The following is a 14,801-nucleotide window of genomic DNA, read 5'->3' on the forward strand; positions in this document are numbered from 1 at the left end:
GCACAGGACGGCCCCCGGCGCGGAATTGCACCGGGGGCCGAAGTGCCTGTACCGCCTACAGATCCGCGATAGCCGCCAACGGCGGCGTCCGCGCGGCCCGCACACCCGGCCACACCGCGGCCAGCACACCGACCACACCGGAGGCGATCAGCACGATCACCAGCTGCGACCACGGAATGGTGATCTGGTCGATGCCCATATCGCGCAGTGTGCGCAGGAATCCGACGCCCAGCGCGATGCCGAGCACCAGACCGACGATCGCGCCGAAGATGGCGATCAGCATGGACTCCAGGTAGATCGTGCGACGCACCTGCGCACGCTGGGTGCCGACCGCGCGCAGCATGCCGATCTCGCGCCTGCGCTCCACCACCGACAGCGCCAGGGTGTTGATGATGCCGAGCACCGCGATCACCACCGCCAGGGCGAGCAGCCCGTAGAGGATGGCGAGCAGGGTGTTGATCTGCTGCCCCTGCGCGCCCTTGAACTGTTCGTGATCCTGCACCTGCACCACCACGAACGGTTCGGTGGCCTTCTCCAGGTTCGTCCGCATCGCGGTGAGATCGGCTCCCGGCGCGGCCTTGACCAGCACGAAGACATTGGTGCGCAGACTCTGCGGCATCAACTGCTCGTAGATGCCGGGATCGACCACCATGGGCCCGAGCAGCGGCGAGTCGGCGTAGATGCCGCCGATCGTGAGCTCGAGCTGCTTCTTGTCGAGGCTGGTGATGGTGACCTTGTCGCCGACCTTCCACCCGCGAGCGCTCGCCTCGGTCTCGTCGATGAGCGCGCCACCGGCGGGGATCGTGGTGGTGCCGCTGATCATGTCGATGTCCATCACCGGGTCGATCGGACCATCCGGTGAGGTGGCGCCGATCTGCTCGTCGCCGACCTTGAACGCGACGATCCGGATCCCGGTGACATCACTGACGCCGGGAACATCGGTGCGCACGGCGTCGACCGCACCGATCGGCGCGCCGATCATCTGCGGACCGGCGAGCACGTACTCGGCCTTCACGCCCTTGTCGATGAGCACACCGACACTCGTCTTCGCCGAAGCACCGAGAATGCCGATCGCCGAGACCAGCATCAGGCCCAGCGTGAGCGCGAACGCGGTGGCGGCGGTGCGCCGCGGGTTACGCGTGGCGTTGTTGCGCGCCATCTGGCCGATCGCGCCGAACGGCCTGGTGAGCACCCCGAGCACGAGCACCATCGGCCGCGACAACGCGGGCGCCGCCAGCAGCACCGCCAGAATCAGCCCGAGCGCGCCGACACCGACGGTCACCGCCGAGCCCTTGCCGGTGCCCTGCGCACCCACGTACACGAGCACGCCACCGGCGACGGCCATCACCGCGCCGATGATCGTGCGCAGCCGCAGAGAATCACCCGCACTGGCGAATTCGGACCGCATGGCCTCCACCGGCGGCACCTTCGCGGCCCGGCGAGCGGGCGCATAGGCACTGGCCACGGTGACGATCAGGCCGACGAGCAGCGCGACGATCGCGGTACGCGGCAACACGGTCAGCGACCCCGTCGGCAGTCCGAGATCGAACGCGTTGAGCAACGCCGACAACCCGTAGGCCAGCCCGATCCCCGCGGCCAGCCCGAGCGCGCTACCGATCAGCCCGATCACGATCGCCTCGGCGACGACCGACCGCCCGACCTGCTGACGACTCGCCCCGATCGCGCGCAGCAGCGCGAGTTCGCGCAGACGCTGGGCCACGATCATCGAGAAGGTGTTGTAGATGATGAACGTGCCGACGATCAGCGCGATCGCACCGAAGGCGAGCAGGAAGTAATTGATGAAGGTGAGCGCCTCGGAGATCTCCTTCTTCATGTCCTCGCGGACCTCGTCGGAGTTCTGCACCTTGTAGTTGGGAAGGCCGGCGGCGAGCTGGTCGCGCAGGTCATCGGCCGAAACACCGGGAGCCGCGGCGATATCGGCGTAGGCCACGTGCGAGCCGTCGGTGAACAGCTTGCGGCCCTGCGGCTCGGTGAACATCACCGCCACCACGCCGCCGCCCTCGGCGCCCGGCATCTCGTAGATGCCCGACAGCGTCACCTCGAACGGGTCGCCCTTGGACGGAATCAGCACCTTGGTCTTGTCGCCGACCTTCAACCCGGCCTTCTCGGCGCCACCGGCGTTGAGCGCGATCTCGTTCGGCTGGGTGGGCGCGGCGCCCGCCAGGAACTTCTCCGGCTCTTCGACGGACTTGTCGGGCGGCAGGTAGGACAGGCCGAAACTCGGTGCGCCACCGGTCTGTACGGCCTTCTTGCCGTCGGGCTCGAGCAGTACGACCGGGCCGTTCACGGCGGGCGCGACCCTGGCTACGCCGGGCGTCTTGGCCAGCGCGTCGACGATGTTCGTCGGTACGCCGAGTGATTGGCGGTCCGCGGGGCCCACGCGCACGTCGACGCCCTGGGCCTGGCCTTCGAAAATACCGTCGAAGGTGCGCTGCAGGGTATCGGTGAAAACGAACGACCCGGAGATGAAGGCGGTACCGAGCACCACCGACAGCAGAGTCAATGCCAAACGCACCTTGTGCGCGGCGAGGTTACGCAAGGCGACCTTGCGCATGGGATTGCTCATCGGGTTTCCAGCGCCTTCATCCGGTCGAGGATCGAATCCTGGGTCGGGTCACGCAGCTCGTCGACGATGCGACCGTCGGCGAGGAACACGACGCGGTCGGCGTAGGCTGCCGCGCGCGGGTCGTGGGTCACGATGACGACGGTCTGGCCGAACTCGTCGACCGAGGCGCGCAGGATCGAGAGCACCTCACCCGAGGAATGTGAGTCCAGGTTGCCGGTCGGCTCGTCACCGAAGATGATCTCCGGTTTGCCCACCAGCGCACGCGCACACGCCACCCGCTGCTGCTGGCCACCGGACAACTCGGACGGCCGGTGCTCGAGGCGGTCGCCGAGACCGAGGCGCTTGACCACGGTGTCGAGCCATTCCTGGTCGGCCTTGCGACCCGCGATATCGAGCGGGAGGGTGATGTTCTCCAGCGCGGTGAGCGTCGGGACCAGGTTGAACGCCTGGAAGACGAAACCGATCCGGTCACGCCGCAGCGCCGTCATCTGCTTGTCGGATAGGCCGGTGAGCGCGGTGTCGCCGATGCGCACCTGACCCTCGCTGGCGCTGTCGAGCCCGGCCAGGCAGTGCATCAGCGTCGACTTGCCCGAACCCGATGGGCCCATGATCGCGGTGAATTCGCCCTTCGCGAAGTCAGCCGATACCCCATCCAGGGCCTTGACCTGTGTATCTCCCGATCCGTACAACTTGACCAGATCGAGCGCGGCGGCCGCGATATCGGTGGCGGCCGCCGCTTCGGCGGCCTCGGTCCCCATGGCGTGCGAAGTCATGCTGTCCAGTCTGGCTGCCCACCGTAAACCGCGCCATCCGGGATCCCCCCGATACCGCAGGTCTTACCGACCTCTCAGCGAACGACCCACTCGAAGGCGTCGGCCTCCGAGCGCGCGCCTTCCAGCGCACGGGAGCGGTTGGGCTCGCCGAGCTCGGCGAGCAGTTCTTCGGTGAGCCCGACCAGGTCGGCCAGCGAGGCCGGGGTGAACCAGTCGGGCCTGGTCGCGAAGAGAATGTCCTCGGACGCGGTGTTGCCGCTGGCGCCGGGAGCGAAGGGGCAGCCGCCGAGCCCGCCCAGCGCGCCGTCGACCATGGTCGCGCCCGCGGCGACGGCCGCGAGCGTGTTGGCCACGCCCATGCCCCAGGTGTCGTGACCGTGGAAGACGATGCGGCGCGGCGGGGTGGTGTCGCGGACGGCGGTGACCAAGGCGCTCACCTGACCGGGATGGGCTTGGCCGAGGGTGTCGGCGAGGACGATGTCGGCAGCGCCGTCGGTGCGCGGGTCGTTCGCGATGGCGAGCACCCGGTCGGGATCGACGGGACCGTCGAACGGGCAGGTGAACGTGGTGGCCAGGCACAGCTGGATCTCGCCGCCCGCCTCGTGCGCGAGGCGGATCGCCTCGGGCATCGCCGCCACCGAGGTCTCGGTATCGCGGCCGATATTGGCCCTGTTGTGCGCGTCGGACACCGAGAAGCAGTACTGGAAATTGCGCGCGCCCGCCGCGGCGGCCTTCTCGACGTGCCGCGGGGTGGCCACCCACACCCAGCATTTCGCCAGCTCATCCGGGGTGAGCGCCGCGATCAACTCGAGCGAGTTGGCCATCGGCGCGACCAGATCCGGCCGCGCCATCGAACCGATCTCCAGCGCGGGCACTCCCGCGGCGAGCAGCCTGCGCACCACGTCGATCTTGTGCTCGACCGGCAACACCTTGCCGGTGAGCTGCAAACCGTCGCGCAGCGTCACATCACGCAACAGCGGTGCGGTCACCGCCGCTGCTCCGGTTCCCGAGCGGGCACACACATCACGCCACCGCAGGGTTTGTCGCCCACGCTGGCCGGGGTGGGGTGGACCGTCGGACGCACATGACCCGGACCGCGCGGCTCCCACTTGTTGCGCACCGGCGGGCGGCGCCTGCCGTGTACTCGCCTCGTCACAGTGCCTCCAGCGCGTCGATCTGATCTTCACTCATCCCGAGCAGCCCGCCGAGCACCTCTCTGGTGTGCTCGCCGAGGTCGGGGCCGACATTGCGGATCGGCAGCGATGCGCCCCCGATCACCGGGACGATGCCACCGAAACCCACCTGCTTGGGTTCGGCCTCGCCCACATCGACGGGGAACATCTGGATCATATTGCGTGCGCGGTACTGCTCGTCGGCCACGATGTCGGCGGCGGTGTAGATCGGGCCGCACGGGATGGCCGCGTCGTCGAGCAGTTTCAGCGCTTGCGCGCGCGTGTGCTTGCTCGACCATTCCGCGATCGAGGCGTCGAGGCGTTCGCGGTGGCGCCAGCGGCCGTTGTTGTCGGCGAGTTCCGGATCGACGGCGAGGTCGGGGCGGCCGATCACCTGCATGTACCGCTGGAAGATGGCGTCGCCGTTGCCACCGATGATGATGGAGTAACCATCGCTGGTCGGGTAGGCGTTCGACGGCGCGATGCCTTCCATCCGGCCGCCGACCCGCTCCCGGTTGATGCCGTAGGCGAGATGGTCGGGGATCAACGATTCCATCACCGACAGAATCGACTCGTTGAGCGCGACATCGATGATCCGCTCCACCTGCGGCACCGGACCCGCGACCCGTTCGCGCTGGAACAGTGCCATCACGGTCCCGAACGCCGCGTAGATGCCGGCGATCGAATCACCGATCGACACCCCGGTGCGCACCGGCGGCCGATCGGGATCCCCCACCAGCTCACGCAGGCCGCCGACCGCCTCCGCGACCGCGGCGAATCCCGGCCGCGCGGCCATCGGCCCGGTCTGGCCGTATGCCGAGATCCGCGTGATCACCAGCTTCGGGTTCGCCTGCTCGAGCGCCTCGGGCCCCAGCCCCCACTTCTCGAGCATTCCGGGCCGGAAGTTCTCCAGCAGCACATCGCACTGCTTCACCAGATCGAGCACGATCGCGCGGCCCGCCTCGGTCCGCAGATCCAGCACGATCGACTTCTTGTTGCGGTTGACGGTGCGATACAGCATCGACGTATCGCCGCCGTACAACCGCCAGTTGCGTAATTCGTCGCCCGTGCCCGGGCGCTCCACCTTGATCACCTCGGCGCCGAAATCGCCGAGAATACGTCCGGCAGTGGGAGCGGCAACATAATTACCGAGTTCCAGGACGCGAACACCGTCCAACGGCCGAATACTCATACAGGCAGTATCGCAGTGCGACCCCCGGTGACGCCGGGCACGTGCGGGCCCGGCGGCGAACCGATAGTTCAGCTGGCGAGGAGCTCCACTTCCTCGATGATCGAGTAGTCCTCGGCGTTGCCCTTCAGGACGGTGCTGGTCCGACCGTCGACGCCGACCGGGATGTCACCGGCGAGGGTGATGCGGGTGAGGCGACGAGGCTGGTCGTTGTAGTCGTCGATGGCGTAGTGCTGGGTGGCACGGTTGTCCCAGATCGCGACGTCGCCGTCGGACCAGTTCCAGCGAGTGGTGTTCTCGAGGCGGATGACCCGGTCCTGGAGCAGACGGAACAGCTGGTCGGACTCGCGGGACGGGATCCCCACGAACTGCTTCACGAAATGACCGAGCAGCAGCGCACGCTCGCCGGTCTCGGGGTGCACCCGCACGACGGGGTGTTCGGTCTCGTACACATCGGACTGGAATTCCGTCGAGTACTCGACCTGGGACGGGCGCACCTTGTCGACCGCGCCGGCGTAGTCGTAGAGATTGGTGTGCACCGCGCGCAGGTTCTCGGCCAGCGCCTTGAGCGGGGCGGGCAGCGAGTTGTAGGCCGCGACGGTGGACGCCCAGGTGGTCGAGCCGCCGTAGGTGGGTAGGTGCTCGGCGCGCAGGATCGATGCCTTCGGCACGCGGTCGACGAACGTCACATCGGTGTGCCAGGAGTTGGCGCGGCTGCGCTCGGAGTCGATGGCCAAACTCTTCACACCGGCCGACTTCACCGTGGGATGCGGGGTGGTCGGGCTGCCGAGCAGCTCCGCGAATTCGTACTGGCCGTCCTCGGTGAGGTGGTTCTGACCGCGGAAGAAGATCACCTTGTGCTCGTTGAGCGCGCGCCGGATCTTCGCTACGGTCGCCGCGTCCAGGTCACCGCCGAGCCGGACACCATCGATCTGCGCGCCGATGTGGGCGCCGAGCTTGGTCACCGTCAGGGTGGCTGGGAGGGCGTGGTCGACCGTCATGGGGATCACCTTCACTGTCGTTCTCGATCGGTTGGTATGCATCAAGCACACCGTGAATCCCGTTCGACAGACAGGGTTTGCCTCGAAGTGATCCCAACGCCGTCAGCCGATGTGCTCCCGCAGGTAGGCCAGGTCCTCGGCGACCCCGTCGACCGGGGTTTCCAGGATGACCGGCGCACCGGCCGTGCGGCAGACCTCGGCCAGCAGTTGCGGGTCGATGGTCCCGTCGGCGAAATTGGCGTGCCGGTCGGCGCCGGAATCGAATTCGTCGCGCGAGGAGTTCAGGTGCACGAGATCGATGCGCCCGGTGATGGCCTTGATCCGCTCGACCACCCCGACCAGTTCCTCACCACCCGCCCACGCGTGACACGTGTCGAGACAGAAGCCCGCACCGTAGTCCCCGACCGCGTCCCACAATCGGGCGATCGAATCGAAATGCCGGGCCATCGCGTGATTGCCGCCCGCGGTGTTCTCGATCAGGATCGGCACGGCGAACCCGCCCTTGTCCTGCTGACGCTCGAACAGCTTGCGCCAGTTGTCGATTCCGGTGTCGAGCTCGGCGTCGGAGCGCACATGTCCCCCGTGCACGACCAGGCCGAACGCACCGAGATCGGCCGCGGCCTTCGCCTGCTGGGCCACCGCGTTGCGCGAGGGCATCCGCAACCGGTTGTTCAGACTCGCCACATTGATCTGATAGGACGAGTGCACAACTACATCGATCGGACTGGCCAGAATCTCGGCGGCCTTGGGATGCGGCTGGGGTTTGTCCCAGCTCTGCGGATCGACCACGAACATCTGTACGACCTCGGCACCGAGCTTCTCGCCGAAGCCGATCGGATCGCTCTCGTCGCGAACGTGTGCTCCAATGCGCATAGCCGCCACCCTAATATCAGGCACCGACAACTTCGCCCGCGATGTTGCGCGGCGGTGGGTTCGGGAGATACATCGGTAGAATTTCAAACGGGTGCTCTGCCCTGGAGGGGGTGACTTCGCGTGTTGCGCAAAGGCGACGTGTTCGCCGGATACACGATCCGGCGCGTGCTGGGCCAGGGTGGAATGGGCGTGGTCTACCTGGCCAGGCACCCGCGGCTGCCCCGGCTCACCGCGCTGAAACTGCTCAGCCGCGAGCTGTCCGCGGACGAGGAGATCCGCCGCCGCTTCGAACGCGAAGCCGATCTGGTCGCCCAGCTCGAGCACCCCAATATCGTCAATGTCTACGACCGCGGCACCGACGACGATCAGCTGTGGATCTCCATGCAGTTCGTGGCGGGCACCGATGTCGCGACCGCCGACGTGAACGTGCTGACACCCGGCCGGGCCGTGCAGATCGTCGCCGAGACCGCCACCGCGCTCGACTTCGCGCACGCGAGCGGTGTGCTGCACCGCGACGTGAAACCGGCGAACATCCTGCTCGCCAAGCCACCGATCGGGCGCCCGGAACGCGTGGTGCTCACCGACTTCGGCATCGCCGCGGTGCGCGACAGCGAGACCACCCTGGCCTCGGCGGGCACGATCACCGCCACCCTGGCCTATGCCGCGCCCGAGCATCTGGCAGGCGCGCCCCTGGATCATCGCGCCGATCAGTACTCACTGGCGTGCACATTGTTCTGGATGCTCACGGGCTCGGTACCGTTCCCCGGACCCAGCCCGGGCGCGGTGATCCAGGCGCACCTGAGCAAGCCCCTTCCCCCGCTGCGCAGTCTGCGCCCCGACCTGCCCGCGACCCTGGACGCGGTGCTGGCCAGGGCCACCGCCAAGCGCGTGGAGTCCCGTTTCGCCAGCTGCGCCGAGTTCGCGCAGGCGGCCAAGGCCGCGCTGTTCGCGGTGCCGGGGCCGTGGCATCAGCAGCAGCAGTACACCGCGGCCGGCGTGGTCCTGCGTGCCCGCGAGTCCTACCCGCAGGCACCGGGGTATCCCCGGCCGCACACCCCGGCGCAGCCCTACCGCAACGCGCCCCCGCCGACCACCCCCGCGCAGCCGCACCCACACGTGCAGCCGACCACTCCCGCGCAGCCGCATCCCCACGCGCCGCGGCCGTCGACGGGCGGTCCGGCCATCCCGCCGCGACGCGGAACCGCACGCCCGGGCACCATCGATTTCCCTGGTGGCCGTAACCATCCCGGCTATATCGTGCCGCCCCAGCAGCGGCGTCCGCCGTGATCGTGGCGGCCTTCGGCGCCGTCGCCGACTGATAAGGTTTCGTTGATTTTCCCGTGGCGGGCAACGTCGGCCGCGGCTTTTATGCTGTACGCGCGTGCGCTGGTGGGTCCCGGCGCGCGGCGGGAAGTGGAGCAGACATGCTGGCCAACGGAGATGTTTTCGCCGGCTACGTCATCGAACGGCAGCTCGGCCGCGGTGGCATGGGTTCGGTCTATCTGGCCAAGCACCCGCGCCTACCGCGGATGACGGCGCTGAAATTGCTCAATCGCGAGATGTTCTTCGACGCCGAGGTGCGGGCGCGGTTCGAGCGGGAGGCCGATCTCGTTTCGCGCCTTGATCATCCGAACATCGTCACCGTCTACGACCGCGGGCACGACGACGAACAGCTGTGGATCTCCATGCAGTTCATCGACGGCGTCGACGCGGCATCGGTGGATCCGCAGACGCTGCCGCCCGCCCGGGCGCTGCAGATCGTGAAGGAAACCGCCGACGCGCTGGACTACGCGCACGGCATGGGCGTGCTGCACCGCGACGTGAAGCCGGCCAATATCCTGCTCGCCCGCTCGGGCGCGGGACGTGGCGAACGCGTCTACCTCACCGACTTCGGCATCGCCCGATTGCGCGACGACACCGGCCATCTCACCCAGACGGGCACCTTCACCGCGACGCTGGCCTACGCCTCTCCCGAACAGCTCACCGGCGCCTCGCTGGACCACCGGTCCGACCAGTATTCGCTGGCCTGCGCGCTGTTCTGGCTGTTCACCGGTTCCGGACCGTTCGCGGCGACCAACCCGGCCGCGGTGATCCAGGGCCATCTCCAGCAGCCGCCGCCCACGCTGAGCAGCGTCCGGCCCGGCCTCTCCTACGCACTCGACGGCGTGCTCGCCAAGGCGATGGCCAAGCGGCCCGATGACCGGTTCGACTCCTGCTCGGACTTCGCCGAGGCCGCGATCGAGGCGTTGAACAGTCCGAGTGCACCCGCGTTGCCGATCGTCGGTCCGCGACCGGGCACCGGTGGGTCGCTGCCGATCGCCGGGCGGCCCACGACGGGTGGCGCGATTCCGCAGACCGGTCTGCCGTATCCCGTTGCCACGCAGGGCCCGATGACCGGCGGCCAGCTGGGCACCGCCCAGGGCCCGATGACCGGCGGTCCGATGGGTACGGCGCAGGGCCCGAGGACCGGCGGTCCGATGGGTACGGCCCAGGGCCCGATGACGGGTGGCCCGATGGGCACCCAGCGTCCGATGAACCAGTCACCCGCCGGCGCTTCGCAGCCCTACACCCAGCAGTCGCGCCCGCAGTACCAGTCCGCGCCGCGACCACAGGCCAGCGGTTTCGCCCAGTATCCGCAGGGGCAGCGGCCGCCGTCGAAGTCGAACACGGGGCTGATCATCGGCATCGTCGTCGCGGTGATCCTGGTGATCGTGCTGCTGATCGGCATCGGTATCGCGGCCAGCGGCGATGACGCGGGCGGCGGCGACCGCACGACCACCACGTCGGCAGGCACCTACATCACCCCGAGCGCCGACGCCATCAGCGCCGAGTTCGGCCGGATCGTGCCCGCCACGGTCGACGACTCCACCGGATACAACGGCGCCACCTGCTGGGAGACCGACAACAGCGATCCCCCGTCGCCCGCGGAAGGCGAACCCGATTTCGGCGCCTGGGTGCACCTGTGGAGCTGCTTCGGCGGCGGCGACAGCGACGATCCGTTCTACCGGATCTACGCCTTCAACTCGGCCGCCGACGCCAAGTCGGTGCTCGACGGTCTGCCGACCAACACCAAGTCCACCGACAGCAACGGCGGCAAGCAGTACACCAACTACAAGTACACCGACAACGGGAACAAGATCATCACGCAGTTCACCGGCGAACCCGACCGCGCCCAGTTCCTGATGTACACCGACGGCTACGGCACAGCCGACGAGGTGCTGCGTTGGTGGCGCTCGGCCCCGCTGAACTAACCGCGATGTATGACGAGGGCGGCGTTTTCGCCGGATACACCATCGAACGACTGCTGGGCCGTGGCGGCATGGGCTCGGTGTATCTGGCACGCCATCCGCGGCTGCCACGGCGCACCGCGATGAAGCTGCTGAACCGGGAGTTGTTCTTCGACAACGAGATCAAGGCCAGGTTCGAACGCGAAGCCGATCTCGTGGCGCAACTCGAGCACCCGAATATCGTCACCGTGTACGACCGGGGTGTCGAGAACGACCAGCTGTGGATCTCGATGCGCTACATCGACGGCGCCGACGCGTCGTCGCTGCCCTCCCCGGTCGACCCGGCGCGCGCGGTCCGCATCGTCGCCGAAACCGCCGCGGCACTGGACTTTGCGCACAGCCGGGGCGTGCTGCACCGCGACGTGAAACCCGCCAACATCCTGATCGAACCGGTCGACGGCACCGAACGCGTCTACCTCACCGACTTCGGCATCGCCCGCCTGCACGACGACAACGCCGCCAAGCTGACCCAGACCGGAACCTTCACCGCCACCCTGGCTTTCGCGTCTCCCGAGCAGCTGTCCGGCATCGCCCTCGACGGTCGCGCCGACCAGTACTCCTTGGCCTGCACGCTTTTCCGGCTCCTCACCGGAACCACCCCCTTCGATGCCACCAACCCCGTCGCGGTGATCCAGGGCCACCTCCAGCAACCCCCGCCCCGAGCGAGCACCCTCCAATCGGGCATCACCCCCGCCCTCGACGCCGTCATCGCCCGAGGCATGGCCAAGCGCCCCGAAGAACGCTTCGCCACCTGTGCCGAATTCGCCGCCGCCGCACTGCGGGCCGTGGCCGGGCACGGTGTCGCGCAGCCGATTCACGGCTCGACGCCGACCAGGACCTACCCGCCGAACTCGCCCTTCGCCCCGGGCGCCGGTTACCCCGTCGCCCAGCGCACCGACCCGAATTCGCCTGGCGGACAGACGCCGTGGCCGAGCACGACCAGCCCCGACCAGCCGTGGACCGGGGGCGGACGACCTACGGGTCACGGTCCGCAGTGGGGAGCGAACCAGGGCCGGCCGTGGCCTGCGCAGCCCAGTCCTTCGTGGCCCAGCGGATCGTCGCCGTACCCCGCGGGCGCTCCGAATGCCCTTGCTCAGCGTCCCCGCGACGCCGGGAGTTCCAGGGAGTCGGGCGGGCGCTCGTCGGTCGCCGAGGCGTATCTCGGCAAGAAACGGAAGTCACGCTGGGAGGGATCGCCGATCGGCTGGCTGGCGATCATCGCCGGCATCGTCTTCCTCGGCTGGATTCTCATGAAGGCATTGGGCGATGACGGCGACGCCGCCGCATCCGGCCTGCCCGGTCTCGAAACCTCCGCGGTAGCAACGTCTTTCGCGGGCGCGACCACCTCCGCACCCCAGCGCTCGACGTCGACCGCACCCGCGACCAGCGACCGACAGGTCATCGGCGCCAACGCGGCGAAGATCAGCGACGAGTTCCCCCGCATGGTGCCCTCCACCTCGGCGAGCAACCTGGTCCATGCCGGTTCGGGCTTGGGCAACGCGGGCTGCTTCGCCTATGACCGCGCGACCGCGAGCCGCGATTCCGACGACGCCGATATGGGCGACTGGTCGGTGATGTGGCATTGCTTCGGCGGCGGCAACAAGGCCATCTACGAGTTCTTCCTCTACCCCTCCGCAGACCTGGCCGCGCAAGCGATCACGGGTCTGCCCGCCAACGATGCGCGCCCCATGTCGCACACCGGTCACACCTACACGAACTTCGTCCTGGACGGCAGTCAGCCGAAGTCACCGCGCATGGTCACCCGCTTCGACGGCGATCCCGGCCGCGACAGCATGCTCATGTACAGCCGCGGCTTCATCGCCGACGAGGCGCAGGTGCTCGAATGGTGGCGCTCCGCCCTGCTGGTCTAGTCGGCCAACGCGTAGTGCACGAAGTCGCGCACCGGCTCGAAGCCGATGCGCTGGTAGATCTTGTTCGAGGTGGGATTGGCCAGATCGGTGAACAGGCAGGCATCGGCGCCCTCCGCGCGAATCCGGCCCGCGACGGTGGCGGTCAGCGCGCTCGCGAACCCGTTGCCCCGGAACCGCGGTGGGGTGTAGACCGGGCCGATCCTGGCCCAGCCGAGGACCGCTTCGTGCCGGGCGACCAGCGTGACGGGCTGACCGTTGTGCTCCCACAACCACGATGATCCGGCCTCGATGCGCCTGCGCACCGCTGTCTCGTCGAGTCGATGTGGCACATCGGCTTCCACGGCGAACTCCTCGGTCATCGCGATGCAGACGGCCACGTCGTCGAGGGTGGCCTGCCGCGATGCGCCGGGAGCGTCGGGCACCAGCAGGGTGCCGAGGCCGAACAGGCGGACCGAGAACTTCTCGCGGTAGGTTCCGCCGACGGTTCTCGACCAGTGCGCCGCGAACGCGACGGCGTCGGCATCGTCTCCCTCGACACTGCGCAGTGCGATGTCGTGTGCCCGGAAGGCATCGGCGACGGCCGAAATACTGTGTGTGGGCAGCTCACCGAGGTAGGCCGCGCCGTTCGTGCACTGCGCGAGGCCGACGACCGTACCAGCGTCGTCGCGGACGCTCACGAATTGCGTGACCATGCCGCCGGACCTGCCGTTGATCCGGTTCGCCAGAGCAGTCGCGATGACCGTGTGGCGCAGCGGATCGCCGTGGAGGAACGGCTGCACGTCGTTCAGGAACCGGGCCGCGTCAGCGGTGATGTCGATGGGCACCGTATCGACGGTAAGCCGTCACACAGGCGACCGCATTCGAATTATGAGGTGTCTCAGGTTGTTTCGGGCACGTCCCGATCGGTGCGCAGCTTCAATAAGATGAGGCCGGCCGTACAGGCCAGGATCAGCCCGGCGACGGTGATCTCCACGTGCAGGCCCGCGATCCCGAGCCCGGCGCCGACGAGACCGCCGACGAAGAACAACCAGCCCATGATCCGCGCGACCACCGCGAGGGTGCGGTTGCCGGGCGGTGTCGACGAAAGATGCCCGACGGTGGCCGAATCGGTGTTCGCCGCCGCGGTTTCCAGCCGGGGTGTCGAGAGTGCTCCCATGAGATTCTCCTCGATGACGCCGATCAGATACTTGCGCCGCGCGACCTCGCGCGTCAGGGGTAACGATGCCGGACGTCTCATGCGTAACTTTGCTCACACACGCTACGACTCGGCGACGTCGAACGCGCGCGACACGTCCCCACGACACGCTGAATTGATCAATCCGATATCTGGACCACTAGCGTTTAAAATGCGCTCTTTTGCCCGACCTGCACTACTGTGAGGCGATCTCGAAGCCGACGAGGAGTAACAGGCGATGGATAACAGCAGGGCCAAGTTCGTGGGTCCGGCAGTCGCTGTTGGCGCGGTGTCGCTCGGACTGATCATCATCGGTGCGTGCGGTGTCGGGCAGCAGGATGTCTACGTGCCGGCGCCGCCGTTGAGCGCGGATCTGGCCGCCGCCCCCGCGCGGTCGGCGGACGAGCCCACGTCGACGACGGTGCACATCCCGATCCCGCCGTCGCCCAGTTGGCGGATCGCGCCGTACATGTCGCCACGGAAACCGTTCAGCCTCAGTTCCACCGAGACCTCACCGTCGGAGACGCCACCGCCCGAGGGCGAACCGGCGCCCGAGTCCCGCCCGGCCGAGGCGACGACGGAATCCCGTCCTGCCGAGACGACGACGCGCCCGCCGGAGACCACCGAGGACGAGCCGACGACCACCCGGCCGCAGATCCCCACCCGGCAGAACCCGACCCGTACCGTCACCCCGCCCCGCGTGGGCGATGACGAAGCGTCCGAGGACTATCCGCCGACCCACGCTTTCGACCACGCGACGCCGACCACGGTCGTCCCGGCCGACACCGGCGCCACCCCGACCACGGTGACGACCACCGAGGCGGCGACAACCACCGAAACCCCGGCCCCCACTACCACCGAGGGCTGACACAAC

The 14,801-nt window shown here is 68.3% G+C and carries 12 protein-coding genes; 4 read left to right on the plus strand and 8 right to left on the minus strand.

Annotation, left to right across the window (positions count from 1 at the left end):
* Nucleotides 1-55: 55 nt before the first annotated feature.
* From ACFVJ5_RS24785 to ACFVJ5_RS24810, 6 genes are all read right to left on the minus strand, one after another.
* Nucleotides 56-2,587 carry an ABC transporter permease gene (locus ACFVJ5_RS24785; RefSeq protein ID WP_379223492.1) on the minus strand — a complete coding sequence of 844 codons (2,532 nt, stop codon included), beginning with the start codon at nt 2,585-2,587 and terminating at the stop codon, nt 56-58.
* Nucleotides 2,584-3,360, minus strand: coding sequence for an ABC transporter ATP-binding protein (locus ACFVJ5_RS24790; RefSeq protein WP_379223494.1), 777 nt, complete (start codon nt 3,358-3,360; stop codon nt 2,584-2,586). Before ACFVJ5_RS24790 ends, ACFVJ5_RS24785 begins: the two co-directional genes overlap by 4 nt.
* Before the next feature lie 74 nt (nt 3,361-3,434).
* The gene (locus ACFVJ5_RS24795; protein ID WP_379223496.1) at nt 3,435-4,349 is read right to left on the minus strand and encodes a hydroxymethylglutaryl-CoA lyase; all 915 of its coding nucleotides are present in this window, start codon (nt 4,347-4,349) and stop codon (nt 3,435-3,437) included.
* A 163-nt stretch (nt 4,350-4,512) separates the two neighbouring features.
* Nucleotides 4,513-5,724 (minus strand): CaiB/BaiF CoA transferase family protein, encoded by a 1,212-nt coding sequence (locus ACFVJ5_RS24800; protein WP_379223497.1) that lies wholly within the window; start codon nt 5,722-5,724, stop codon nt 4,513-4,515.
* A gap of 68 nt (nt 5,725-5,792) precedes the next feature.
* Nucleotides 5,793-6,722 carry a TauD/TfdA dioxygenase family protein gene (locus tag ACFVJ5_RS24805; RefSeq protein ID WP_379223499.1) on the minus strand — a complete coding sequence of 310 codons (930 nt, stop codon included), beginning with the start codon at nt 6,720-6,722 and terminating at the stop codon, nt 5,793-5,795.
* 102 nt (nt 6,723-6,824) lie between these two features.
* Nucleotides 6,825-7,595, minus strand: coding sequence for a deoxyribonuclease IV (locus ACFVJ5_RS24810; protein WP_379223501.1), 771 nt, complete (start codon nt 7,593-7,595; stop codon nt 6,825-6,827).
* A gap of 120 nt (nt 7,596-7,715) precedes the next feature.
* On the opposite strand from ACFVJ5_RS24810, the gene ACFVJ5_RS24815 reads away from it, so the two are divergent.
* The 3 genes from ACFVJ5_RS24815 (at nt 7,716) to ACFVJ5_RS24825 (ending at nt 12,753) form a co-directional block, all read left to right on the plus strand.
* Nucleotides 7,716-8,882, plus strand: a complete 1,167-nt coding sequence (locus tag ACFVJ5_RS24815; protein ID WP_379223503.1) for a protein kinase — start codon at nt 7,716-7,718, stop codon at nt 8,880-8,882.
* Nucleotides 8,883-9,019: 137 nt separating this feature from the next.
* The gene (locus ACFVJ5_RS24820) at nt 9,020-10,846 is read left to right on the plus strand and encodes a serine/threonine protein kinase (RefSeq protein WP_379223504.1); all 1,827 of its coding nucleotides are present in this window, start codon (nt 9,020-9,022) and stop codon (nt 10,844-10,846) included.
* A 5-nt stretch (nt 10,847-10,851) separates the two neighbouring features.
* Entirely contained in the window at nt 10,852-12,753 is a 1,902-nt protein-coding gene (locus ACFVJ5_RS24825) for a serine/threonine-protein kinase (protein ID WP_379223506.1), read from the plus strand.
* Here ACFVJ5_RS24825 and ACFVJ5_RS24830 read toward each other — a convergent pair.
* Both ACFVJ5_RS24830 and ACFVJ5_RS24835 read right to left on the minus strand, forming a co-directional pair.
* Entirely contained in the window at nt 12,750-13,577 is an 828-nt protein-coding gene (locus tag ACFVJ5_RS24830) for a GNAT family N-acetyltransferase (RefSeq protein ID WP_379223507.1), read from the minus strand. The two genes, ACFVJ5_RS24825 and ACFVJ5_RS24830, sit on opposite strands and share 4 nt — an antisense overlap.
* Nucleotides 13,578-13,630: 53 nt before the next feature.
* Complete coding sequence (locus ACFVJ5_RS24835; RefSeq protein ID WP_379223509.1) at nt 13,631-13,990, minus strand: hypothetical protein; 360 nt, start codon at nt 13,988-13,990, stop codon at nt 13,631-13,633.
* A gap of 175 nt (nt 13,991-14,165) precedes the next feature.
* Here ACFVJ5_RS24835 and ACFVJ5_RS24840 point away from each other — a divergent pair, with 175 nt between their 5' ends.
* Nucleotides 14,166-14,795 carry a hypothetical protein gene (locus tag ACFVJ5_RS24840; RefSeq protein ID WP_379223511.1) on the plus strand — a complete coding sequence of 210 codons (630 nt, stop codon included), beginning with the start codon at nt 14,166-14,168 and terminating at the stop codon, nt 14,793-14,795.
* Nucleotides 14,796-14,801: the final 6 nt, after the last annotated feature.

The organism is Nocardia sp. NPDC127606 (assembly GCF_042671725.1).
GTDB lineage: Bacteria > Actinomycetota > Actinomycetes > Mycobacteriales > Mycobacteriaceae > Nocardia.